General features: G+C 70.9%; 17 protein-coding genes and 1 riboswitch. Of the genes, 9 read left to right on the top strand and 8 right to left on the bottom strand.

Features of this window, described 5'->3' with window-relative positions:
- Window positions 1–39: 39 nt before the first annotated feature.
- Window positions 40–678 (bottom strand): hypothetical protein, encoded by a 639-nt coding sequence (locus ABZ953_RS04350; protein ID WP_361716477.1) that lies wholly within the window; start codon window positions 676–678, stop codon window positions 40–42.
- Window positions 679–776: 98 nt separating this feature from the next.
- Entirely contained in the window at window positions 777–1,832 is a 1,056-nt protein-coding gene (locus ABZ953_RS04345) for a C40 family peptidase (RefSeq protein WP_361716474.1), read from the bottom strand.
- Between the two features lie 344 nt (window positions 1,833–2,176).
- On the opposite strand from ABZ953_RS04345, the gene ABZ953_RS04340 reads away from it, so the two are divergent.
- On the top strand, window positions 2,177–2,530 hold the full coding sequence (locus ABZ953_RS04340; protein ID WP_361716471.1) for a hypothetical protein: 354 nt from the start codon (window positions 2,177–2,179) through the stop codon (window positions 2,528–2,530).
- 149 nt (window positions 2,531–2,679) lie between these two features.
- Here ABZ953_RS04340 and ABZ953_RS04335 read toward each other — a convergent pair whose 3' ends face one another.
- Entirely contained in the window at window positions 2,680–3,888 is a 1,209-nt protein-coding gene (locus tag ABZ953_RS04335; protein ID WP_361716468.1) for an NlpC/P60 family protein, read from the bottom strand.
- 7 nt (window positions 3,889–3,895) lie between these two features.
- A riboswitch (cyclic di-AMP (ydaO/yuaA leader) is annotated at window positions 3,896–4,052 on the bottom strand.
- A 297-nt stretch (window positions 4,053–4,349) separates the two neighbouring features.
- Here ABZ953_RS04335 and pcrA point away from each other — a divergent pair.
- A complete protein-coding gene (gene pcrA, locus ABZ953_RS04330) occupies window positions 4,350–6,911 on the top strand; it encodes a DNA helicase PcrA (RefSeq protein WP_361716465.1) in 2,562 nt (853 codons plus the stop codon).
- Window positions 6,912–6,959: 48 nt separating this feature from the next.
- Here pcrA and ABZ953_RS04325 read toward each other — a convergent pair whose 3' ends face one another.
- Entirely contained in the window at window positions 6,960–8,474 is a 1,515-nt protein-coding gene (locus ABZ953_RS04325) for a M23 family metallopeptidase (RefSeq protein ID WP_361716462.1), read from the bottom strand.
- A 182-nt stretch (window positions 8,475–8,656) separates the two neighbouring features.
- Window positions 8,657–9,502: an alpha/beta fold hydrolase gene (locus tag ABZ953_RS04320; RefSeq protein WP_361717065.1), complete on the bottom strand. Its 846-nt coding sequence runs from the start codon at window positions 9,500–9,502 to the stop codon at window positions 8,657–8,659.
- A gap of 606 nt (window positions 9,503–10,108) precedes the next feature.
- Between ABZ953_RS04320 and ABZ953_RS04315 the strand changes: the two genes are divergently transcribed.
- On the top strand, window positions 10,109–10,525 hold the full coding sequence (locus ABZ953_RS04315; protein ID WP_361716459.1) for a cobalamin B12-binding domain-containing protein: 417 nt from the start codon (window positions 10,109–10,111) through the stop codon (window positions 10,523–10,525).
- A gap of 83 nt (window positions 10,526–10,608) precedes the next feature.
- Here the strand turns inward: ABZ953_RS04315 and ABZ953_RS04310 are convergent, their stop codons facing one another.
- A complete protein-coding gene (locus ABZ953_RS04310) occupies window positions 10,609–11,673 on the bottom strand; it encodes an aldo/keto reductase (protein WP_361716456.1) in 1,065 nt (354 codons plus the stop codon).
- Window positions 11,674–11,820: 147 nt separating this feature from the next.
- Between ABZ953_RS04310 and ABZ953_RS04305 the strand changes: the two genes are divergently transcribed.
- On the top strand, window positions 11,821–12,726 hold the full coding sequence (locus tag ABZ953_RS04305; protein WP_361716453.1) for a helix-turn-helix transcriptional regulator: 906 nt from the start codon (window positions 11,821–11,823) through the stop codon (window positions 12,724–12,726).
- Between the two features lie 27 nt (window positions 12,727–12,753).
- Here ABZ953_RS04305 and ABZ953_RS04300 read toward each other — a convergent pair whose 3' ends face one another.
- Window positions 12,754–14,421, bottom strand: a complete 1,668-nt coding sequence (locus ABZ953_RS04300; protein ID WP_361716450.1) for a DUF5691 domain-containing protein — start codon at window positions 14,419–14,421, stop codon at window positions 12,754–12,756.
- 23 nt (window positions 14,422–14,444) lie between these two features.
- Window positions 14,445–15,851, bottom strand: coding sequence for an SWIM zinc finger family protein (locus ABZ953_RS04295; RefSeq protein ID WP_361716447.1), 1,407 nt, complete (start codon window positions 15,849–15,851; stop codon window positions 14,445–14,447).
- 153 nt (window positions 15,852–16,004) lie between these two features.
- Between ABZ953_RS04295 and ABZ953_RS04290 the strand changes: the two genes are divergently transcribed.
- The 5 genes from ABZ953_RS04290 to sucD all read left to right on the top strand — a co-directional run bounded on the left by ABZ953_RS04290 (window position 16,005) and on the right by sucD (window position 23,319).
- Complete coding sequence (locus ABZ953_RS04290; RefSeq protein ID WP_361716444.1) at window positions 16,005–17,159, top strand: AAA family ATPase; 1,155 nt, start codon at window positions 16,005–16,007, stop codon at window positions 17,157–17,159.
- Window positions 17,156–19,747: a DUF5682 family protein gene (locus tag ABZ953_RS04285; RefSeq protein WP_361716441.1), complete on the top strand. Its 2,592-nt coding sequence runs from the start codon at window positions 17,156–17,158 to the stop codon at window positions 19,745–19,747. Before ABZ953_RS04290 ends, ABZ953_RS04285 begins: the two co-directional genes overlap by 4 nt.
- Window positions 19,744–20,910 (top strand): VWA domain-containing protein, encoded by a 1,167-nt coding sequence (locus ABZ953_RS04280; RefSeq protein WP_361716438.1) that lies wholly within the window; start codon window positions 19,744–19,746, stop codon window positions 20,908–20,910. The genes ABZ953_RS04285 and ABZ953_RS04280 overlap by 4 nt, the downstream gene beginning before the upstream one ends.
- 325 nt (window positions 20,911–21,235) lie before the next feature.
- Window positions 21,236–22,414 (top strand): ADP-forming succinate--CoA ligase subunit beta, encoded by a 1,179-nt coding sequence (sucC, locus tag ABZ953_RS04275; RefSeq protein WP_361716435.1) that lies wholly within the window; start codon window positions 21,236–21,238, stop codon window positions 22,412–22,414.
- Between the two features lie 20 nt (window positions 22,415–22,434).
- Window positions 22,435–23,319 carry a succinate--CoA ligase subunit alpha gene (gene sucD, locus ABZ953_RS04270; protein WP_030779547.1) on the top strand — a complete coding sequence of 295 codons (885 nt, stop codon included), beginning with the start codon at window positions 22,435–22,437 and terminating at the stop codon, window positions 23,317–23,319.
- Window positions 23,320–23,590: the final 271 nt, after the last annotated feature.

Here is a 23,590-nt window from a genome sequence, read left to right as displayed (position 1 = left end):
CGGGTGCCGGGTGCCGGGTGCCGGGTGCCGGGTGGGGCGTCAGCGGTGGGCGGGGGCTGGGGGCGCCGCCGGGCCCAGGTTCCGCAGCGCCCAGCGGTAGTGGCCGACGGCCTTCGTGGCTCCGAGGAGGCCCGTCAGCCACACGATCAGGCCGACGCCCATGCCGAGGACGACGTCGGTGTATGTCTCGTGGCCTGGTTCGGCGTGCGCGGCGGCCGCGAATGACGCCCACAGGCCGAGCGCGCACACGGCGAGGGACGACAGGAGCCAGAGGAGGCTGAGGGCGGGGGAGCGCAACCGGGCGTCGGACACCGGGTGGGTGTCCAAGGCGAGCCAGGCGTCGGTGAGTTGCCGGATGCGCCGGTCGTGGCGGATGCCGAGGACGACGCCGGTCACCGCGGGGGCCAGCGCCGCCAGGCCGAGGATCGCGAGGACCGGGCCGAGGATGAAGCCCGTGACGTCCTCGTCCGCGAGCATCCGGAACGGCTGGACAAGGAGCGCCCAGCCGATCGCGCCGCCGAGGCCGCAGAGCCACAGCAACAGGAGCCGGCCCACCCCGAGGTGTCGCCGGTGCAGCTCCACGAGGGCCGTGCCGCGGTCGACGAGTAGCGTCTGACGGTCCGGCCAGGTGCGCAGATACACAGGTGGCGGGGGCGGCGGCAGCGTACGGCTAGGCATGCACGTGACATTACTGGGGTGCTGGTACGGAGCTTGTCGGGGCCGGTGCGGAACGGCCGGGGACGATATGGATCTTGTGCGGGGCGGTGCGCGTCGGCTCACGTCACGCGGGTGGCCCCCGCGAACGGCATCTGATCGATCGGTGCGAGCCGCACCGGGGCACTCGGGTTGGGGGCGTGGATCATCTGGCCGTTGCCGATGTAGAGGCCGACGTGGCTGATACCGGAGTAGAAGAACACCAGGTCGCCGGGGCGCAGTTCGGATCGGGAGACCCGCTTGCCCGTGGCGATCTGGGCGTAGGTGGTGCGGGGCAGGGAGACGCCCGCGGAGCGGTACGCGGCCTGGGTCAGGCCGGAGCAGTCGAAGGCGTGCGGTCCGGTGGCGCCCCAGACGTACGGGCTGCCGATCGCCTGGTACGCGTAGGAGACGGCGGACGCGGCACGGGCGTTGGGGGCCTTGGCGGTGCCCAGAGGGGCGACGCGGGTGCTTGAGCGGGTCGCGCGGTCGCCGTCGCCGCGGTCGGGGGTGGCGACCTCCGCGCGCTGGGCGGCGGTGAGCCGGGACAACAGGCGCTTGGCCTCGCCGAGTTTCGTGGTGACCGTCTTCTTGTGCTTCTTCAGCTCCGTCTGGCGGGCGTGCAGGGCGGCCAGACGGTCATCGGCCGCTCCGCGCAGCTGGTCCATCTCCCGGAGCTGCTCGCGTACGTCGTGCAGGGCCACGGCCTGGCGGCTCCCGGCCCGGTCGGCGCGCGCCGCGCGGTCCAGGAACTGCCCGGGGTCGGAGGAGAGCATGAGCTGCACGGAGGGGTCGATGCCGCCCGCGCGGTACTGCGCGGCAGCGTACGAACCCAGGCTGTTGCGGGCGGAGTTGAGCTTGTCCGTCTTGCGGGCCGCCTCGTCGCGCAGCTCACCGAGTGATTTTTCGGCCTTCTCGGCCTTCTCCTTCGCGCCGTTGTACTTCTCGGTGGCCGTCTCCGCCTCGCGGTAGAGCGCGTCGACCCTGGACTTCACCTCGGCGGGGCCGAGCTGTGGGTCCGCGTGCCCCGTGCCGTCGAAGGCGGTCGCCGACGCGGCTCCCGCGAGGGCGAGGGTGGCGGCCGTGCGGACCGTGTTGCCGCTGAGCGAGCGCTGTTTCGGCTTGCGGTGCGCTGCCACGAAGAGGGGCTCCTTAGGTGTCCGGCGGCGGCCCGCACAGGGGGAACGGGCCACCGCCGGGTTTCTCGGCGGTGGTGTCCGACGGCCGCCCCTGATCGGGCGGCGGTGGGGAGTCGGTCACCTGGTGGAGGACGCTAAACCTGGCCGTCACGGGTGAGTGACGGATTGTGCGCAACTGGCGGAAGTGGGCGCTCATCGACCGGCTCCGACCGTCTCGATCACGAGGCGGCGGCTGCTTCACGTAGGGCCGTGACCGATGGCTCGATTGCGATGTGCCTGGCGGGGAGTGGTGGTACGGGGGCGGTGGCCGGGGCGGGCGGGCACCCCGGCTAGGCTCCGGCCTCATGGACCTACTCATCCATCTCTTCGTCGGCCTCCACATCATCGGCATCGGCTCTCTCCTGGGCGGTTTCCTGACCCAGATGAAGCAGATGGGCCAGGGCACGGCCCGCTTCAACCCCGCGATGCTGCACGGCGCGCTGACCATGCTCGTCACGGGTGTGGTCCTGGTGGGCCTCAACCAGGCGGACGACAACACGGTCAACAACCTCAAGATCGGCATCAAGCTGGCCTTGCTGATCGTGATCCTCGCGCTGGTCTACGTGAAGCGGGACGAGGAGAAGGTCGACAAGGGCCTGTTCGGCGCGGTCGGCCTGCTGACCGTCGCGAACATCTTCATCGCGGTGCTGTGGACCTGAGGACCTGACCCGGACGTAGGAACCCGCCCTCATGAAGGCGACCGTCATGAACCCGCTCTCATGAAGGCGACCGTCACGAAAGTGGCCCTCCACGCGCGTGTGGAGGGCCACTTTTATGAGGTGTCATGAGGGGTTTTGAGGTGTGACGGTTACGCGGGGCGCACCACGCTGTGGATCGGCATGTAGTAGATCGACTCGACGCGGACGTTCGCGCCCGGCTTCGGGGCGTGGATCATCTTGCCGTTGCCGATGTAGATGCCCACGTGGCTGATGTCGTCGTAGAAGAACACCAGGTCACCCGGTTTGGCGTCGGCGGTCTTCACGGTCGTGCCGACCTTCACCTGGTCCCACGTGGTGCGCGGCAGGGAGATCCCAGCCGCCTTCCACGCGTCCTGGGTGAGCCCTGAGCAGTCGTACGAGTCGGGGCCGGTGGCACCCCACACGTACGGCTTGCCGATCTGGGCCTGAGCGAAGGCGATGACCTTCGCGGCCTTGGTGGCGTAGTCGCCCTCCGTGCTCCCGGAGCCCGAACCGGAACCCGACCCCGAGCCCGAGCCCGCATCAGAGCCGGAGCCGGAGCCGGAGCCCTGACCCTGCTCCCGGTCCTTCTCCCGCTGGGCCTCCTCCTCCGCCTTCCGCTTGCGCTCCGCCTCGGCGGCCTGCTCGCGGGCCAGCTTCTCGGCCTTGCGCTTGGCCTCCTGCTTCTTCTTCCGCTCGATCTCCGCGAGCCGCGCCTTCTCCTGGGCCGTCAGCTTGGAAAGGACCTCGCGCGCGTCACCCAGCTTCTTCTGGACGGTCTGCTTGCTCGTCCTGAGGTCGTCCCGCGAATCGTTCAGGGTCTCCAGGCTCTTTGCGGCCTCCGTGCGCTGCTTGGTCGCCGACGCCTGCTGCGTCGTGTAGGCGTCGACCGCCTTCTTCTGGCGCGTGGTCAGCCGGTCCGCCAGGTGGTTCTGGTCGAAGTAGCCCTGCGGGTCGTTGGCGAGCATCATCGTGGCCGTCTCGGAGACGGCGCCGGTGCGGTACTGCGCGGCGGCGAACGAGCCGAGCTCCTTGCGCGCGTCGTTCAGCTCGTCGGTGCGCTCGGCCACGTCGTCGAGCAGGCGGTCGACCTTCTTGCGCTGCTTGTCGGTGCGCTCCTTGGCCGCGTTGTACTTCTGCGTGGCCACACCGGCCTGCTGGTAGAGCTCGTCGACCTTCTTCTGGACCTCTTCGAGGCTGGGTTTCGTCGGCGCGGCGGGCGCTGCCTGCGCGCTCTGGGACAGGAGGGCGACGGAGGTGAGGGCCGCTGTCGTGATGCCGATGGCGGGGGTCGTGCGAATTCCGGCTGCCCGGGTCCGCGGCTTGCGGTGCGACGCCAAGGGAGGCGACTCCTTCCGTAGACCGCCTACCGGGTTAGCTGTCGGGTTCGGGCGGGTGGTCCGGAAGGTTGCCCTACGGTCCCGTACTACGTGCGGGACCGATTCACCCCAAGTTTTCGGTGGGTCCCCGGCTCCGAACATGTCGGACTCGGCGGAGGCCACTCGTTCCCGGCGGGTTCGCCGGTGGGGGGACGAGCAGCCCGCGGAGCACGCTAGCCAACTCGTGTGGTCCCTGTGAAGGTTGATGTTCGATATGCCCGATACATTTTCGTGACTTTCCACGGCCTTGGCGCGATCATGCCGAGTGGATGCGGAGCGTGAGCGTCCGCAGGCAGGGTGTAGGCAAGGCGTAGGCAGGGTGTAGGCAAGACGTAGGCAAGACATGGGCATGGCGTGGGCAAGTGTGAGGTGACCGGAACCCGCAGCGGGTTGTCAGTGGGGCCGCCTAGACTCGGGAGGCGATGAGCAGCCTCTTTGATGACAGCTTCCTGGCGGACCTGCAGCCCTCCCGGGCCACGGACGAAGCGCCCCCGCCGCCGCCCGAGGACAGTGCTCCGGAGCCCATTCCGGATGATCTGTTCGACGGGAAGTTCGACGCGCCCATGACCCGGGACTCGCACTACCGCGACGGTGCCCCCCGCCCGGTCATCGACCCGGCGACGCTCCTCGACGGGCTGAACGAGAACCAGCGCGCGGCCGTGGTGCACGCCGGTGCCCCGCTGCTCATCGTCGCCGGCGCGGGCTCCGGCAAGACCCGCGTGCTGACCCACCGCATCGCGTACCTGCTCGCCGAGCGCGGTGCGCACCCCGGCCAGATCCTCGCGATCACCTTCACGAACAAGGCCGCGGGTGAGATGAAGGAGCGCGTCGAGCAGCTCGTGGGCCCGCGGGCGAACGCGATGTGGGTGTCGACGTTCCACAGCGCCTGCGTCCGCATCCTGCGCCGCGAGTACAAGAAGCTGGGCTTCACGTCCTCCTTCTCGATCTACGACGCCGCGGACTCCAAGCGTCTGATGGCCCTGGTCTGCCGCGACCTGGACCTCGACCCGAAGAAGTTCCCGCCGAAGTCGTTCAGCGCCAAGATCTCGAACCTGAAGAACGAGCTGATCGACGAGGAGGACTTCGCCGGTCAGGCCGCCGACGGCTTCGAGAAGACCGTCGCCCAGGCCTACGCCATGTACCAGTCGCGCCTCCGCGAGGCGAACGCGCTGGACTTCGACGACCTGATCATGACGACGGTCCACCTGCTGCGCGCCTTCCCGGACGTCGCCGAGCACTACAGGCGCCGCTTCCGGCACGTCATGGTCGACGAGTACCAGGACACCAACCACGCACAGTACGCACTCGTGCGCGAGCTGGTCGGCCCCTCCGGAGGCGAGGGCGACGACCCCGCCGAGCTGTGCGTGGTGGGTGACGCGGACCAGTCGATCTATGCCTTCCGCGGCGCCACGATCCGCAACATCCTCCAGTTCGAGGAGGACTACACCGACGCGACGACGATCCTCCTGGAGCAGAATTACCGCTCCACGCAGACGATCCTGACCGCCGCCAACGCGGTCATCGAGCGCAATGAGAGCCGCCGTCCGAAGAACCTCTGGACCAACCAGGGCGCGGGCGCGCGCATCACCGGGTACGTCGCCGACACGGAGCACGACGAGGCACAGTTCGTCGCCGACGAGATCGACCGCCTCACCGACGCGGGTGACGCCAAGGCCGGTGACGTGGCGATCTTCTACCGGACGAACGCCCAGTCCCGTGTCTTCGAAGAGATCTTCATCCGCGTGGGCCTGCCCTACAAGGTCGTCGGCGGCGTCCGCTTCTACGAGCGCAAGGAGGTCCGCGATGTCCTCGCGTACCTGCGTGTCCTCGCCAATCCCGAGGACGCCGTCCCGCTGCGCCGCATCCTCAACGTCCCCAAGAGGGGCATCGGCGACCGCGCGGAAGCGATGATCGACGCGCTCTCGCAGCGCGAGAAGATCTCCTTCCCGCAGGCCCTGCGCCGTGTCGACGAGGCGTACGGAATGGCGGCCCGGTCGACCAACGCCGTCAAGCGGTTCAACACGCTCATGGAGGAGCTGCGGACCGTCGTCGAGTCCGGCGCGGGCCCGGCCGTCGTCCTGGAGGCCGTGCTCGAACGCACCGGTTACCTCGCCGAGCTGCAGGCCTCCACCGACCCGCAGGACGAGACGCGCATCGAGAACCTCCAGGAACTCGCCGCCGTGGCACTGGAGTTCGAGCAGGACAACAGCCAGAACGGCAACCAGGACAACAGTCAGGACGGCAACCAGGCAGCGGACGGCGCTCAGGACGAGGCCGGTGCGGACGAGGGGGAGGCCGGTGAAGGCGCCGCTCCGACCGGTACGCTCTCCGACTTCCTGGAGCGGGTCGCCCTGGTCGCCGACTCCGACCAGATCCCTGACGAGGAGGACGACGGCTCCGGAGTCATCACCCTGATGACCCTCCACACCGCCAAGGGCCTTGAGTTCCCTGTGGTGTTCCTGACCGGCATGGAGGACGGCGTCTTCCCGCACATGCGCTCCCTCGGGCAGGTCAAGGAGCTCGAGGAGGAGCGCCGCCTCGCGTACGTGGGCATCACGCGCGCGCGTGAGCGCCTCTACCTGACGCGGTCCTCCATGCGCAGCGCCTGGGGCCAGCCGTCGTACAACCCGCCGTCGCGCTTCCTCGAGGAGATCCCGGACGCCCATCTGGACTGGAAGCGGACGGGTTCCGTCGGCGCACCGGCGTCGTCTTCCGGCGGGTCGGGACCGGCCGGAGGCATCGCCGCGTCGCTCTCGTCCTCGCGCTCGCGTTCCGGCGGCGCCCAGGGCTTCGCCACGCGCCGCGCCTCGGAGAAGCCAGTGGTCTCACTGGCCGTCGGCGACCGGGTCACCCACGACCAGTTCGGCCTCGGCACGGTGGTCGGCGTGAAGGGCACAGGGGCGAACGCAGAGGCGACGGTGGACTTCGGAGAGCCCAAGCCGAAGCGCCTGCTGCTGCGGTACGCGCCGGTCGAGAAGCTGTAGTGCAGGAGGACTGGTAACAAGCGGTAACGCCGGAAGCGGCGGCCGGAGTTACGTCGGGTCGAGGTCGTGGCTGCGCAGCCACGGCAGCGGGTCGATCGCCGAGCCGCCGCCGGGCCGCACCTCGAAGTGCAGGTGCGGGCCGGTCGAGTTGCCGGAGTTCCCGGAGAAGGCGATGGGCTCGCCCGCCTTCACGGGGCCGCTGGAGATCTTGTGCGTGGAGAGGTGGCAGTACCACGTCTCCGTGCCGTCCTTGGCGGTCACGATCGCCATGTTGCCGTAGGCGCTGTTCCACTTCGTCGACACGGTGCCGTCGGTCGCGGCCAGGACCTCCGTGCCGTACGACACCGGGAAGTCGATGCCGGAGTGCGCGGACATCCAGTTGACGCCGGCCTGTCCGTAGTACGCGCTCAGGCCGTGCTGCTTCACCGGCAGTGCGAACTTGGGGCGCAGCCGCTCCTTGCGTGCCGCGTCGGCGACCGCCTTCTTCTGGGCGGCCACCTTCTGGGCCTTGAGGTCGATGCGCTCCTGGGTGCGGCTCGCGCGGTCGGCGAAGTCGCCCGCGTCCGCGGAGAGGTTCGCGAGCTGGGTGTCCAGCTTGTTGTTGGCGGCGGAGGGCTGCACGGACGTGGGGTCCGGGGCGGAAGCCGTCGTGTCCTTGGTGTCGTCCCCGCCGAAGTCGCCCACGGAGGCGGCGGCGACGCCGGCCACGCCCATCACGCAGGCCGAGGGCACCGCGACCGTGAGGAACGCCGAGCGTTTGGCGGGGGTGCGGCGGCGGGTTCGCGAACCGTTTCCGCCTCCGCCGGAGGCGCTGCCGCCCTTGCCCCGGGAGGCGCGGCGGGAGGGGTTCGGAGTTCCGGGGGCCCCGTCGGGAGAGGAGGTTCCGGTGTCGGATCCGGCGCCGTTCTCGTACGGGGCGTCGTTTCCGTACAGAGGGTCGGACTCATCCAGGGGGTCGGCCCCGTACGCGGTGTCGGTTTCGTAGGCGGCGTCCGGGGAGATCTCGTACGTGTCCGTGGACTCGTAGAGCTGCGTTTCGGGCCCCGGGGTCTCGTACGCGGGGGGCGCGTCGTGCGTCTCGCCCGCGGAGTTCCACGTCGTGGCGTCGTACGCGCCGGTGTCGAAGGCCTGCGTGTCCCACTGCCCGGTCTGCGGCGCCTGGTTCCATGCGCCGGTGTCCCACTGGCCAGTGGTGTCGGGGCCCTGCTGCGCGGGGATGTCGATGAGCTGCTGATGGCCGCCGGTCGACCACATCGAGGTGTCGTAGCTGCCGGTGTCGTACGTGGCGGCGTAGTACTGCGCGGCGTACGCGTCGTGGGTGAGCGTCTGCTGGGGCCCTGTGGTGGTCGCCCACTGTCCCGTGTCGTGCCCGCCGTCCGGCATGTCGCCGAAGAGGGGGTCGACGGCGAAGGTACCGGTGTCGTAGGCGCCGGTGGAGTAGGGGTCGTAGCCGTAGCCGCCGTGCTGGGCGCTCTGTTGGTCGTACGGCGCGTAGTGCGCGTAGTCGGCGCCGGGAGCCGAGGACGGGGGAGTCGAGCTCCCCGACGGGTGACGGTCGTTCACCAACTTCTCTTTCGCCTCGGCAGCAGGGGCAGAGCAGTGCGGCGACTGTACCCGGCGGTATACGGGCGCGACAATCTTCGGCAGGTTTCGTGGTTTCAGGAAACGGGCATTCGGCCGTCTTTCGGCGGACTGTGGGCGCAGCCTTGGCCCTGCGTTCGACGGCCGTTCGATGAAACTGCGGGTCAGGCGACCGTGAGGCCCCCCGGCGCGCTCCGGGCGTCGGCCCCCGGGTGCGCCAGATCGAGTGCCTGGCGGATGCCGGTCGCGACCGCGGGATGCACCGGCAGCGCGAGATGGCCGATGCCGGTCACGCGCACGTTCTGCGCGGTCAGGTCGGGGTGGTCGACGCAGGCCGTCTCCAGCGGGTCCATGATCTGGTCCAGGTCGCTCCAGAAACTCACGAACTGCGTGCGGCAGCCCGGTGCGGGTTCCTTCAACTCCTCGATCACATCGGAGCCCGGTCGCATCTGCCGGACGATCGGGTGCGCGTCCGCGAACGGCACGGCGCGGGTGCCGGAGTGCGGCGTGCCGAGCGTGACCAGGGTGCGGACGCGTGCGTCACCGCCGAGCCGCTGCGCGTAGTAGCGGGCGATCAGGCCGCCGAGGCTGTGCCCGACGATGTCGATCCGGTCGTGTCCCGTGCGTTCGCAGATCTCTTCGATGTGGCGGCCGAGCAGTTCGGCGGCGACGCGGATGTCGCACGTGAGGGGGGAGTAGTTGAGGGACTCCACGCAGCGGCCGCCGTGCTGCGACAGGGCGCGGCGGAGCAGGACGAAGACGGAACGGTTGTCGATGAAGCCGTGCAGGAGAAGGACCGGTGGCCTGCTGTCCGGTGGCAGGCGGGGGGCGTCCGGGGGCGGCTGGATCGGGGCCGCCCGGCGTTCCTGGGTGATGCCGGAGGGATAGAGGAGGAGGTGACCCGTGAGGATTGTCAGCTCCAGGGCGGTCGCTTTCAGGAGGGCCACGGAGAGCCCGGCGACCTTCGTAGGCAGCGCGGGCAGCGCGGGCAGCGCGGGCAGGCTCGGCAGGCGGAGAGCCGGGAGCGGTAATGCGGCGAGGGGGAGTCTGGCGAGAGGGAGTCTGCCGTGGGGGAGCCGTGGGAGTGGAAGGACCGAGAGTGGCCCGCGGCCGAGGATTCTCGGCAGCAGAGCGCTGAACGGACGAAAGGGGCGGGCCCCTGTGACCGGCATCGTCGACCTCCCGACCGGCGCACGGAAGGACGGCTCTGTCCCCCGTGTGCCCTAGGGGGAGTCATGGTCGAGGAGTCGGCCGCGCGAACGGCTGCGCGATGGCGATATGGGCCCCCGTGGAGTGGTGGCTCCGTGCCCCCGTTGCACGCGCCGATGTGCGGTGTCACCACGCCGTGCGGCTGCCGGCGCGGTGGTCCGGCGATCTCGATGTGGCTCCCCTCGCGCCTGGCCCGGATGCGGAGCGTGAGCCCCGGGTAACGGACGAGCGCGCAGCGAACGTGTCCCTCCGTGTGATTTCCCCCTCGCTCTCCACCGTGAAACTGCCGCTTGCGCGATGCTGGGGATAACGTTCGTTCACTTCCCCGGCCGGTGCGGTGCGGGGTATCTGTACCGGGACAGACTGTTGTCGGTCGCCGGAATGGATATCGGTACATGGAGGCAGTGATGGGTGTGGCAGCCGGGCCGATCCGCGTGGTGGTCGCCAAGCCGGGGCTCGACGGGCACGATCGCGGGGCCAAGGTGATCGCGCGGGCGCTGCGCGACGCCGGTATGGAGGTCATCTACACCGGGCTGCACCAGACGCCCGAGCAGGTGGTCGACACCGCGATCCAGGAGGATGCCGACGCGATCGGCCTCTCCATCCTGTCCGGTGCGCACAACACCCTGTTCGCGCGGGTGTTGGAGCTGTTGAAGGAGCGGGACGCGGAGGACATCAAGGTCTTCGGTGGCGGCATCATCCCGGAGGCGGACATCGCGCCGCTGAAGGAGAAGGGTGTCGCGGCGATCTTCACCCCGGGCGCGACGACCGCGTCGATCGTGGAGTGGGTACGGGGGAACGTACGGGAGGGCGCGGGGGCGTGAGCCCGCGTGCGTCTTGACCTGTGTGAGTCGTGACCCGCGTGCGTTCTGACCCGTGTGCGTTCTGAGCGGAGTGTGCCTTGAGGTCAGCGGCGGGTTTGGATCTTCAGGTCGCCCGCCGTCGCCTTGCGGAGGTGGTCACCGGCGAGCAGGTCGTGCGGATAGCCGAGCGCGATCGCGCTGACCTCGTCCAGGCGGGCCAGCTGGGCGGCGGTGAAGTCGACTTCCAGGGCGCCCAGATTGTCCTCCAGTTGCGCGGGCGTACGGGCGCCGATGACCGGTGCCGTCACGCCTGGGTTCAGCAGGGTCCAGGCAAGGCCGATCTGGGCGGGCGTGCGGCCGAGCTCAGCGGCGACCTCCTTCACCACATCGGCGACGGCGAGGTTGCGTTCGGTGAGCGTGCCGAGGGCGAAGTTGAAGGTCTTGCGGGTGCTGCCGCCGGTTGCGGCGTCCGGCCCGGTCAGGTCGTCGCGGCTGTACTTGCCGGTGAGTACGCCGCCGGCCAGCGGTGAGTACGGGACCACTCCTAGGCCCATCTCGCGTGCCATGGGGATCAGGTCGCGTTCCCCTGCGCGCTCGATCAGGTTGTACTCGATCTGCAGCGCGACCAACGGTGACCAGCCGCGCAGATCGGCGATCGCCTGCATGCGCGACACCTGCCAGGCCGGGGCGTTGGAGATCGCCACGTACAGGACCTTGCCCTGCCGGACCAGGTCGTCCATGCCCCGCAGGACCTCGTCGACCGGTGTCGTGAAGTCCCATACGTGCAGGTAGATCAGGTCGATGTAGTCCGTGCCCAGCTGTCGCAGACTGGCTTCCACCGACGCGAACAGGCTCTTGCGGTGGGGGCCCCCGGAGTTCGGGTCGCCGGGGCGGCGCAGCGTCGAGTACTTCGTCGCCAGCACCAGGCTTTCGCGGTGGTCGCGGGCGAATGTGCCAAGGAGGCGCTCGGAGCTGCCGTCGGTGTAGGTGCTGGCGGTGTCGATGAAGTTGCCGCCGCGTTCTACGTAGAGGTCGAAGAGCTTGCGCGCCTCCTCCTGTTCGGCGCCCCAGCCCCATTCGGTGCCGAAGGTCGCCGCGCCCAGGGCCAGCGGTGAGACCCGAAGGCCCGAGCGGCCAAGGAGCCGGTAGGTGTCGAGGGTGAGCGACATCGTGTCCTCCTGTGCTTGTCATCCGTCGTCGAGAACAAGACTGTGGCCCCCGTGGACCGGAGGTAAGGGAGAGCCGTTCCTGGGAACAGCGTTCCTGGGAACACCGCTCCTACCCTGGCTGTTGGGCCGGGCATGACGATCCACGCCTTGGACGCGACCCACGCCCCGGACGCGACCCACGCCCCGGACGCGACCCACGCCCCGGACGCGACCCACGCCCCGGACGCGACCCACGCCCCGGACGCGACACAGGAGCTGGCCGCGTTTCTGCGGGCCCGGCGCGAAAGCCTGGACCCGCACGCACTCGGCCTGCCCTCGCGGCGGCACTCCCGGCGGACTCCCGGACTGCGCCGCGAAGAAGTCGCCGAACTGGCCGGGATCAGCGTCGACTACATCGTGCGGCTGGAACAGGCCCGCGGGCTGCGGCCCTCGGCGGACGTGGTGGAGGCGCTGGCCCGGGCGCTGCGGCTGGCCCCCGACGAACGCGCCTACCTCTTCGGTCTGACCCAGCAGCGCCCCCGCGCCACCGACAAGCCCGCCACCTCCGCGGCGCCCCCGTTGGCCGGGCTTGTCGCCGACCTGGCGCCGCTCCCGGCCATGCTGATGAACCACCGCTACGACATCCTGGCCTGGAACGACGCCATGGCACGGCTGCTCCTGGACTTCGGCACCCTGCCGCCGGAGCAGCGCAACGCGATGTGGCTGTGCCTGATCCATCCGGACATACGCGAGTTCTACGTGGACCGCGAACGGGTCGTACGGGAGGGCGTCGCGCACCTACGTGCGGCGTGGGCCGCGCATCCGGAGGACCGGACGCTGAGCGAACTCATCACTCACTTCATCTCCCGCGACGAGGATTTCGCGCGACTGTGGGCCGAGCGGGACGTCAGGGTCAACGGGCGCGGCCACAAGGTGTTGCGGCACCCCGAGGCCGGTGTCATCGCTGTGCACTTCGAAGTGCTCACGCCCCTTCAGGACTCGGACCAGCGGCTGATGATCTGCCGCCCGGCGGACGACGGGAGCCGGTCGGCGATGGAGCGGTTGCGCGCCTGACATGTCGTCAACGGATTCGGCAGGTGCTCACCGCGGTGGACGGAGCTCGTCGCGGATCGCCGCGCGCAGGCGGAGTGTGGTCACCAGGCGCTGGAACGCTTCGGACCAGTAGCTGCCAGCGCCGGGTGACGCGTCCTCCGGCTCGTCGGGTATCGCGGTGAGCGCCTCCAGGCGGACCGCTTCCGCCGGGTCCAGGCAGCGTTCCGCCAGGCCCATCACCCCGCTGAAGCTCCAGGGATAACTACCCGCGTCCCGAGCGATGTTCAGGGAGTCCACCACAGCTCGGCCCAGCGGCTCCGCCCACGGCACCGCGCAGACGCCGAGCAGCTGGAACGCCTCGGACAGGCCGTGTGCCGCGATGAAACCGGCCACCCAGTCCGCCCGTTCGGCGGCGGTCAGCGAGGCGAGCAGTTTGGCGCGCTCCGCGAGGGAGACGGCTCCCGGGCCCGCCGCGTCGGGCGACGCCGGGGTGCCGAGCAGCGCCCTGGACCAGACCGCGTCACGCTGCCGTACCGCCGCACGGCACCACGCGGCGTGCAGCTCGCTCCGCCAGTCGTCGGCCACCGGGAGTGCCACGATGTCGGCCGGGGATCGGTTGCCGAGGCGGGGCTGCCAGGTGGCGAGCGGGGCCGCCTCCACCAACTGGCCGAGCCACCAGGAGCGTTCGCCGCGCCCTGCGGGGGGTTTCGGGGCGACGCCGTCCCGTTCCATGCCCGCGTCGCACTCGTGCGGGGCCTCGACGGTGAGGGTCGGAGTGTGCGAGGTGTGGTCGACGGCCACGCAGGAGGCCGCGCGTGCCGACATGCGGCCGGCGAGGGCCGATTCGGGGAGGGCGGACAGCAGCTCCGCCGCCGTGGACCGGACGTTGCGGCTGCGGTCGGCGAGGGCCTGCTCCAGGAACGGCTCGTCCTCGGCGGTCAGGCCGGTGCGCAACGAGTCCAGGAACATCAGACGGTCCTCCGCCCGCTCCGTCGGCCAGGTGGAGGTGAGCAGGTCACGGGCGGTGCGGGCGTTCTGAGCGCGCAGCGCCGTGAGGAGGGCGACGCGCTCGGCGAAGAGGCCTTCCTCCCAGAGCTGCCGGACCTTGGGGGCGTCGTCGGTGGAGGGGAGCGCCATGCCGCCGCCCGGGGTGGCGCGGAGCGCGAACTTCCAGTCGGGGTTCAGACGGGCCAGCCACAGGGCCCTCGGACCGGCGAAGGCGAGGGCCTGGGGGCGCAGGTCCGTGCGGCCGCGCGCCGCGGTCAGGAGGGCGGGCAGCAGCTCGGGCGGTGCTCCATAGCCCCGGGAGTTGGCCAGGGCCAGCCACTGGGGCAGAAGCTCCATCAGGTCGGGTGCCGCGCCGCGGCGGCCGCCGCTGCTGCCGGTTCCGGGCTGGTGGTCGGTGAGGAGCGTCGCCAGCCGATGCCTGGCAGCAGGCGGCACCGGCGGCCGGGAATCGGCCGCCGCGGGTTCGGGCAGGGTGACGGCCGGGGCCGGGCGCAGCCCTGCCCTGCGACGCACCGTCTGCACCGCGGCCGCGTCCAGGAGGGCGGTCGGCGCCTCCTTGCCGGGCGCCCGCAGTGCGGGCGGGAGCGTACGCCGGTCGGTGCCGAGCAGCGCCGTGGTGACCAGGTCGTCCCACGAAAAGCGGGCCTCAGGGGGTGTGGCGGGCAGGTCCGTCTCCTGGTGTGTCAGGTCCTTCTCCTGATGTGGCATGTCCGTCTCCTGGCGTGCGTCGGTCAGCACAGCGACACCGTCTCTCCTGAGTCCTGCGGCCAGGCCGCCAGCGGGGTGAAGCCCTGGTGGCCGCACTCCCCGAACACGGTCAGCGGCGCGCCTCCGGAGACGGCGATCAGGCGCCACAGGCCCGGCCTGGACAGGGCGGACGGCGCCAGGGGCAGCGCGGAGCCGCCGTCGGCGTCGGCCAGTTGCCAGGACCCTCCGCCTTGCCAGGAGCCTCCGCCTTGCCAGGACCCTCCGCCTTGCCTGGACCCTCCGCCCTGAGCCGGTACGACCTCGGCGAGGATCACCGGCCACGACTCCAGCCAGGGGTCGCCGCGCAGCGCCTCGCCGTAGCGGGCGGCGGCCTCGTCCGTCCGTACGCCCGGGGGGCGGTGCGTGCCGGGAACCGGCGCCGTGAACTGTTCGCCCAGGTCCGCACGGAGCTGTCCCGCACCCGGATAGGCGGTCACCTCGGCATCGAGTACGAGGCCCACGGGCAGGGCGAGGGCGGGCGCGCGGCCTGCCGCCCCGTACGAGAGGAGGAGCGCGGAGCGGCGGGACTCCGTGCCGTACAGCCAGATGCGGCGGGTGGTGAGTCTGCTGTCCGCCGTGTCGTACTGCGCGAGGACCAGCCAGCGGTCCCGCACCGGCGGGCCCTGCGGCTGGGCGGGCAGGCCCATGCGGGAGCGGACCGTCGCGGCCAGTTCGTCCGGCAGCCGGTCGCGGTGGAGCCAGCCCTGGTCGAGGAGGTAGAGCAGCGCGCACTCCTCCAGGAGGCGCACCGGCCAGCCGGGCCCGGACGCAGGTATCGCCCCCAACTCCCGCACCCGTGCGGCAAGTCCCGGTGCCTGGGCGTCGACCATGCGGGCCGCCGTCTCCTCCCACAGTCCGTACCCCGCCTGCTCGGCCGTCGCGATGCCGCTACGGAGCAGGTCGGACAGGCGCTGCTCCAGCTCCGTCGCCCCCGCGGTGATCCGCTCGGCCCGCTTCTCCGCCCTTCTGCGCGCGGCCTCCGGGTCGGCCGGGGCGGCGGGCACGGTGGCCGGACTCCGCTCCGTGTCCGCTCTCGTGCGGCGCGCGCCCAGCCACTCCTCGGCCCACGCCGGCGGCTCGCCGGCCTCCGGAACCGTGCCGTCCGCGCCCGCCCAGACCAGCAGCAGCCCCAGCGCGTGCTTGCACGGGAACTTGCGGCTCGGACAACTGCACTTGTACGCGGGCCCCGCCGCGTCCGCGATGTCGACGACCGTCCGATACGGCTTGCTGCCACTGCCCTTGCACAGTCCCCACACCGCCCCCTCGCCAGAACTGCCCGCCTCCGACCATGGTCCCGCGACACCGAGTTTGCTTCCCGCCTTGCGTGACGGGGCATCAGGAGCCAGTGCGAGCACCTGATCCGCCGTCCAGCGCACCCCCTGCTGAGTCATGTCTCGAAGGTAGGCGCCGCCACTGACAATCGGTTCGGTGCCGGGTGTTCATGCAGGTCAAGGGGGTGCTGAGGGCGATTGTCAGTGGCGTGGTGCACGGTGGAGACACATCCGGGCCAGATGCGTCCGGACGAGCTGGAGGGGGATCGCTCCATGACCGTTTCCGTCGACCCGACTGCGTCCGCGACCGCGAATCGGACGGTGCCCGCGCCCGGTTCCGCCGACATCCCGCAGGTGCTCCGGCCGCACGCCGAGGACGCCTTCGCCGCCGAACTGACGGCGCTCGCCGCGCAGGACGACCGGACGCGGCCGCAGCGGTGGAAGCTCTCGCCGTGGGCCGTCGCGACGTATCTGCTCGGCGGCACCCTGCCCGACGGCACGGTGATCACCCCGAAGTACGTGGGGCCGCGCCGCATCGTCGAGGTCGCCGTCACCACGCTCGCCACCGACCGCGCCCTGCTGCTCCTCGGCGTGCCCGGCACCGCCAAGACCTGGGTGTCCGAGCACCTCGCCGCCGCGGTCAGCGGCGACTCGACGCTGCTCGTGCAGGGCACCGCGGGCACGCCGGAGGAAGCCATCCGGTACGGCTGGGACTACGCCCAGCTGCTCGCGCACGGCCCCAGCCGCGACGCGCTCGTGCCCAGCCCCGTCATGCGGGCGATGGCCGAGGGCATGACCGCACGCGTCGAGGAGCTGACCCGCATCCCGGCCGACGTGCAGGACACGCTGATCACGATCCTGTCGGAAAAGACGCTGCCGATCCCCGAGTTGGGGCAGGAGGTCCAGGCCGTCGGCGGCTTCAACCTCATCGCCACCGCCAACGACCGCGACCGCGGTGTCAACGACCTGTCGAGCGCCCTGCGCCGCCGTTTCAACACCGTCGTCCTGCCGCTGCCCGAGAGCGCCGAGGCCGAGGTCGACATCGTCTCGCGCCGCGTCGACCAGATCGGCCGCTCCCTCGACCTGCCCACAGGCCCGGAAGGCATCGACGAGATACGCCGTGTGGTCACCGTCTTCCGCGAACTGCGCGACGGCGTCACGGCGGACGGCCGTACGAAACTGAAGTCGCCCAGCGGCACCCTGTCCACGGCCGAGGCCATCTCCGTCGTCACCAACGGCCTCGCGCTGGCCGCCCACTTCGGGGACGGCGTGCTGCGCCCCGGCGACGTGGCGGCCGGCATCCTCGGCGCGGTCGTGCGCGACCCGGCGGCGGACCGCGTGATCTGGCAAGAGTATCTGGAGGCGGTCGTCCGGGAGCGGGACGGCTGGAAGGACTTCTACCGCGCGTGCCGCGAGGTGAGCGCATGACGGGGGCCGAGGAACCGCTGCTGCTCGGAGTACGGCACCACGGGCCGGGTTCCGCGCGTGCCGTGCGGGCCGCGCTCGACGAGGCACGGCCCGACGTCGTCCTCGTCGAGGGCCCTCCGGAGGCGGACGATCTGGTGGGGCTCGCCGCCGACGAGGGGATGCGGCCACCCGTCGCGCTGCTCGCGCACGTCGTGGACGAGCCGGGCCGCTCGGCGTTCTGGCCGCTCGCGGAGTTCTCGCCGGAGTGGGTCGCCATCCGGTGGGCCCTCGGCCAGGGGGTACCGGTGCGGTTCATCGACCTCCCGGCGGCACACTCGCTCGCCCTGCACACCGAGGACGACAGCGAGCAGCCGCCCGACGCCGGGGATCCGGATACCGGGAGCCCGGATACCGGGAGCCCGGATACCGGGAATGACGTGCGGATCGACCCCGTCGCCGTCCTCGCGGGGACCGCGGGATACGACGACCCCGAGCGCTGGTGGGAGGACGTCGTCGAGCACCGGGGGGCGGCAGGCGACGCGTTCGCGCCGTTCGAGGCGCTGGGCGAGGCGATGGCAGCCCTGCGTGAGGCCTACGGGGACGGCGGGCACGGCCGTGACCTGGTGCGCGAGGCGTACATGCGGCTCCAGACACGCGCCGCGGCCCGGGAGTTCGGGCCTGGACGGGTCGCCGTGGTGTGCGGGGCCTGGCACGTTCCGGCGCTGCGCCGGAAGACCACCGTGGCCGCCGACCGGGCGCTGCTCAAGGGGCTGCCCAAGGTGAAGGCCGAGATGACGTGGGTGCCCTGGACCCACCGTCGGCTCTCCCGCGCCAGCGGGTACGGCGCCGGCATCGCCTCCCCCGGGTGGTACGGCCACCTGTTCGCCGCCCCCGACCGGCCCCTCGAACGCTGGATGACGAAGGTCGCGGGGCTGCTGCGAGAGGAGGACCGGCTCGTCTCGTCCGCGCACGTCATCGAAGCGGTGCGGCTCGCCGACACGCTGGCCGCGATGCGGGGGCGGCCGCTGGCCGGGCTCACCGAGACGACCGACGCGGTCCGGGCGGTGATGTGCGAGGGCTCCGACGTGCCGCTCGCCCTCGTGCACGACAGGCTCGTCGTCGGGGACGTGCTGGGCGAGGTGCCCGAGGCGGCGCCCGCGGTTCCGCTGCAGCGGGACCTCACCCGGCTCCAGCGCAGGCTGCGCCTCAAACCGGAGGCGCTGGAGCGCGAACTGGAGCTCGACCTCCGCAAGGAGACCGACGCCGCGCGCAGCAGGCTGCTGCACCGGCTGCGGCTGCTCGGCATCGGATGGGGCGATCCTGCGGTGTCCCGTGGAAGCACGGGGACCTTCCGCGAGACCTGGCGGCTGCGGTGGGATCCCGAGCTGTCCGTGCGGGTCGCGGAGGCGGGGGTCTGGGGGACCACGGTCCTGGGAGCGGCCACTGGCAAGGCCTCGGCCGACGCGGTCGAGGCAGGGACCCTCGCCGCGGTCACCGCGCTCGCCGAGCGGTGTCTGCTGGCGGAGCTGCCGGACGCGTTGCGCGTGGTGATGCGGGTCCTTGCGGACCGGGCGGCGCTGGACACGGATGTCGGGCACCTCGCGCAGGCGCTGCCCGCACTCGTGCGGTCCCTCCGGTACGGGGACGTCCGGGGGACCGGGACGGAGGCTCTCGGCGAAGTGGCCCTCGGGCTCGCCGAGCGGATCTTCGTGGGGCTGCCGCCCGCCTGCGCGGGGCTCGACGCGGAGGCGGCTCTGGAGATGCGGGGGCACGTCGACGCCGTGCACCAGGCGGTGGGGCTGTTGGGGGAGTTGACGCCTCCATCTCCGCCTCCGTCGCCGCTGCCGCCGTCACCCGGCGACTCCGGCACCGCCGCCGCGCGGGGCGTCCGGACCCGGTGGGTCTCCGTGCTGCGCGTGCTCGCACAGCGGGAGGGGATCGCCGGGGTCGTCCGGGGGCGGTGCGTGCGGCTGCTGCTGGACGGCGGGGAACTGGGGGACGAGGACGTGGCCCGGCTCATGGGTCTCGCGCTCTCCCGGGGAAGCGCGCCCTCCGAAGGGGCCGCCTGGATCGAGGGGTTCGTCGGGGGCGGTACCGGCGGCGGACTGCTGCTGGTGCACGACGAGCGGCTGCTCGGGCTGGTCGACGCGTGGCTGTGCGGGGTGTCGGACGCCGCCTTCACCGACGTACTGCCGCTGCTGCGGCGCACCTTCTCGGCGTACGAGCCGGGGGTGCGGCGGACGTTGGGCGAGCTGGTGCGGCGCGGGCCCGCGGCGGGGGCCGTCGCGAGTGGCGGTGCGGCCGGTGGGCCCGGTGGGCCCGGTGTGCCCGGCTTCGCCGAGGAGATCGACGTCGCGCGCGCTGACGCCGTCGTGCCGATGGTGCGGCTGCTGCTCGGCCTCTCGACGGCGCCTGAATCAGGGGTGAAGAAGGCAATGGGGGCTGGAGTACCGGGGGCTGGGATAGCGGGGGTCGGGATAGCGGAGGCCGGGATGGGGACCGGCGGCGACGGAACCGATGACGGAAACGGCGACGGAACCGATGACGGAACCGGTGACGGGAACGGTGACGGGAACGGTGACAACGGGCTTGTGGGGGTAGCGGGATGAGCGGTTCGGCCGAGGAACGGCTGCGGCGGTGGCGGCTCGTGCTGGGCGGCGACAGCGCCGACGGGACGGGCTGCGCGCTCGCCGGGCGGGACGCCGCGATGGACGGGGCGCTGACCGCGCTCTACGGAGGAGGGCGCGACAAGGACAGCCGGGGGCGCGACCGCTCCGCGGGGCTCGGGGCGTCGGCGCCGTCCGTGGCGCGCTGGCTCGGCGACATCCGGACGTACTTCCCGTCGTCCGTCGTCCAGGTCATGCAGCGCGACGCGATCGACCGCCTTGGGCTCTCCGCGCTGCTCCTGGAGCCCGAGATGCTGGAGGCCGTCGAGGCGGACGTACACCTGGTGGGGACGCTGCTCTCGCTCAACAAGGCCATGCCGGAGACGGTCAGGGAGACCGCGCGCGCCGTCGTGCGCAAGGTCGTCGAGGACCTGGAGAAGCGGCTCGCCACACGGACCCGCTCCACCCTCACCGGCGCCCTCGACCGCAGCGCCCGTGTCAGCAGACCGCGCCACCACGACATCGACTGGAACCGCACGATCGCGGTCAACCTAAAGAACTACCTGCCGGAACACCGGACGATCGTCCCCGAGCGCCTCATCGGGTACGGGCGGGCCTCCCGGTCGGTCAAGAAGGAAGTCATCCTCTGCATCGACCAGTCCGGTTCGATGGCTGCGTCCGTCGTCTACGCCTCCGTGTTCGGCGCCGTGCTCGGTTCCATGCGCGCGCTCGACACGCGGCTCGTCGTCTTCGATACGAACGTCGTCGACCTCACCGATCAGCTCGACGACCCGGTCGACGTCCTCTTCGGCACGCAGCTGGGCGGCGGCACCGACATCAACCGCGCCCTCGCGTACTGCCAGTCGCAGATCAGCCGCCCCGCCGACACGGTCGTCGTCCTCATCAGCGACCTCTACGAAGGAGGCATACGCGACGAGATGCTGAGGCGGGTCGCGGCGATGAAGGCGTCCGGAGTGCAGTTCGTGACGCTGCTCGCGCTCTCCGACGAGGGGACGCCCGCGTACGACCGTGAGCACGCCGCGGCGCTCGCCGCACTGGACGCGCCCGCCTTTGCCTGTACCCCGGACCTCTTCCCGGAGGTGATGGCCGCGGCGATCGAGAAGCGACCGCTTCCCATACCGGACACGACGACCGGGGCACGGTGACAAGGGGCGCGGGGTCGCGGGAGCAATCAGAGCAAACAGACGGTGTCCGACGCCACAGAGGCCGCACCGCCACCGCCGCGGCCACGCGTTTTGCCGCGGTGACCTCGTGATCTGTGACCGTCATCACCGCCTAAATGTGATCTGTGATTTAGGGACCTACGGCCCGCGGCGATAACCTGCGAGACGGACATGCCGCGTATTGGACTCCGTCCTACGCCTCCCTTGTGACAGCGCAGTCACGTTGCCCTCCGCGGCACGCCCATGCAGACAGCTGACACCAAAGCAGCGAGATCGCAGCGAGATCACGGATAAGGGACGGACGCGCGTGGACCTGTTCGAGTACCAGGCGAGGGACCTCTTCGCCAAGCACGGTGTACCGGTGCTGGCCGGTGAAGTCATCGACACGCCTGAGGCGGCGCGCGAGGCCACCGAGCGACTGGGCGGCAAGTCGGTCGTCAAGGCGCAGGTGAAGGTCGGTGGCCGAGGCAAGGCCGGCGGCGTGAAGCTGGCGGCGAACCCGGACGAGGCCGTCGCTCGCGCGACGGACATCCTCGGCATGGACATCAAGGGCCACACGGTCCACAAGGTGATGATCGCCGAGCTGTCTCCGGAGATCGAGGCGGAGTACTACGTCTCGTACCTCCTCGACCGCACCAACCGCACCTTCCTGGCCATGGCGTCGGTGCAGGGCGGCATGGACATCGAGGAGGTCGCGGAGAAGACCCCCGAGGCCCTCGCGAAGGTCCCGGTCAACGCCGTCGAGGGCGTGAACATCGAGAAGGCCCGCGAGATCGTGGCCCAGGCGAAGTTCCCGGCCGAGGTGGCCGAGGGTGTCGCCGAGGCCATGGTGACCCTGTGGGACACCTTCGTCGCCGAGGACGCGCTCCTCGTCGAGGTCAACCCGCTGGTGAAGACCAAGGACGGTCGCATCCTGGCCCTGGACGGCAAGGTCTCGCTCGACGAGAACGCCGACTTCCGCCAGGCCGACCACGAGGCTCTCGAGGACAAGGCCGCAGCCAACCCGCTCGAGGCTGCTGCCAAGGCCAAGAACCTCAACTACGTCAAGCTCGAGGGCGAGGTCGGCATCATCGGTAACGGTGCCGGTCTGGTCATGTCGACCCTGGACGTCGTCGCGTACGCCGGTGAGAACCACGGCGGCGTGAAGCCCGCCAACTTCCTCGACATCGGCGGCGGCGCTTCGGCCGAGGTCATGGCCAACGGCCTGGAGATCATCCTCGGCGACTCGGACGTCAAGTCCGTGTTCGTCAACGTCTTCGGTGGCATCACCGCGTGCGACGAGGTCGCCAACGGCATCGTGCAGGCCCTGGAGCTGCTCGCCTCGAAGGGCGAGAAGGTCGAGAAGCCGCTGGTCGTGCGCCTCGACGGCAACAACGCGGAGCTGGGTCGCAAGATCCTGAGCGACGCCAACCACCCGCTCGTGCAGCGCGTGGACACCATGGACGGTGCGGCCGACAAGGCCGCCGAGCTCGCGGCTGCGAAGTAAGGACGAGGGACTCCACCACCATGGCTATCTTCCTCAACAAGGACAGCAAGGTCATCGTCCAGGGCATGACCGGTGCCACGGGCATGAAGCACACCAAGCTCATGCTGGGTGACGGCACCAACATCGTCGGCGGCGTGAACCCGCGCAAGGCGGGCACGAAGGTCGACTTCGACGGCACCGAGGTGCCGGTCTTCGGCACGGTCAAGGAGGCCATGGAGGCCACGGGCGCCAACGTGTCCGTCCTCTTCGTGCCGCCGGCCTTCTCCAAGGCCGCCGTCGTCGAGGCGATCGACGCCGAGATCCCCCTCGCCGTCGTCATCACCGAGGGCATCGCCGTCCACGACTCCGCCGCCTTCTGGGCGTACGCGAAGTCGAAGGGCAACAAGACCCGCATCATCGGCCCGAACTGCCCCGGTCTCATCACCCCGGGTCAGTCGAACGCCGGCATCATCCCGGGCGACATCACGAAGCCGGGCCGCATCGGCCTGGTCTCGAAGTCCGGCACGCTGACGTACCAGATGATGTACGAGCTCCGTGACATCGGCTTCTCCTCGGCCGTCGGCATCGGTGGCGACCCGGTCATCGGTACGACGCACATCGACGCCCTCGAGGCGTTCGAGGCCGACCCCGACACCGACCTGATCGTCATGATCGGCGAGATCGGCGGCGACGCGGAAGAGCGTGCGGCGGACTACATCAAGGCCAACGTGACGAAGCCGGTCGTCGGCTACGTCGCCGGTTTCACCGCGCCCGAGGGCAAGACCATGGGCCACGCCGGTGCCATCGTCTCCGGGTCCTCCGGTACGGCGCAGGCCAAGAAGGAAGCGCTTGAGGCTGCGGGCGTCAAGGTCGGCAAGACGCCGACTGAGACGGCGAAGCTTGCCCGAGCGATCCTCGCGGGCTGAGGTTGCCTTAGCAGTTGTGTGAAAGTGGGCCTGCACCCTTGCTGGGTGCGGGTCCGCTTTTGTTTTTGTCTGCGGGAGTGTGGGGGCGGGGGTCTTTTTGCGCAGTTCCCCGCGCCCCTAGAGCGGCCGGGGTCTTTTTGCGTAGTTCTCCGCGCCCCTAGAGCGGCGGGGGTCTTTTTTGCGTAGTTCCCCGCGGCCCTAGATGATTGAGTCCAAGGGTTCGTAGTCGTAGGCCGCCAGCGAGTGGTGTCGCATGTCGCTGCCATCGCCT

It is taken from the genome of Streptomyces sp. NPDC046465 (assembly GCF_040646035.1).
GTDB lineage: Bacteria > Actinomycetota > Actinomycetes > Streptomycetales > Streptomycetaceae > Streptomyces.
This window is presented reverse-complemented; position numbering and strand designations above follow the sequence as displayed.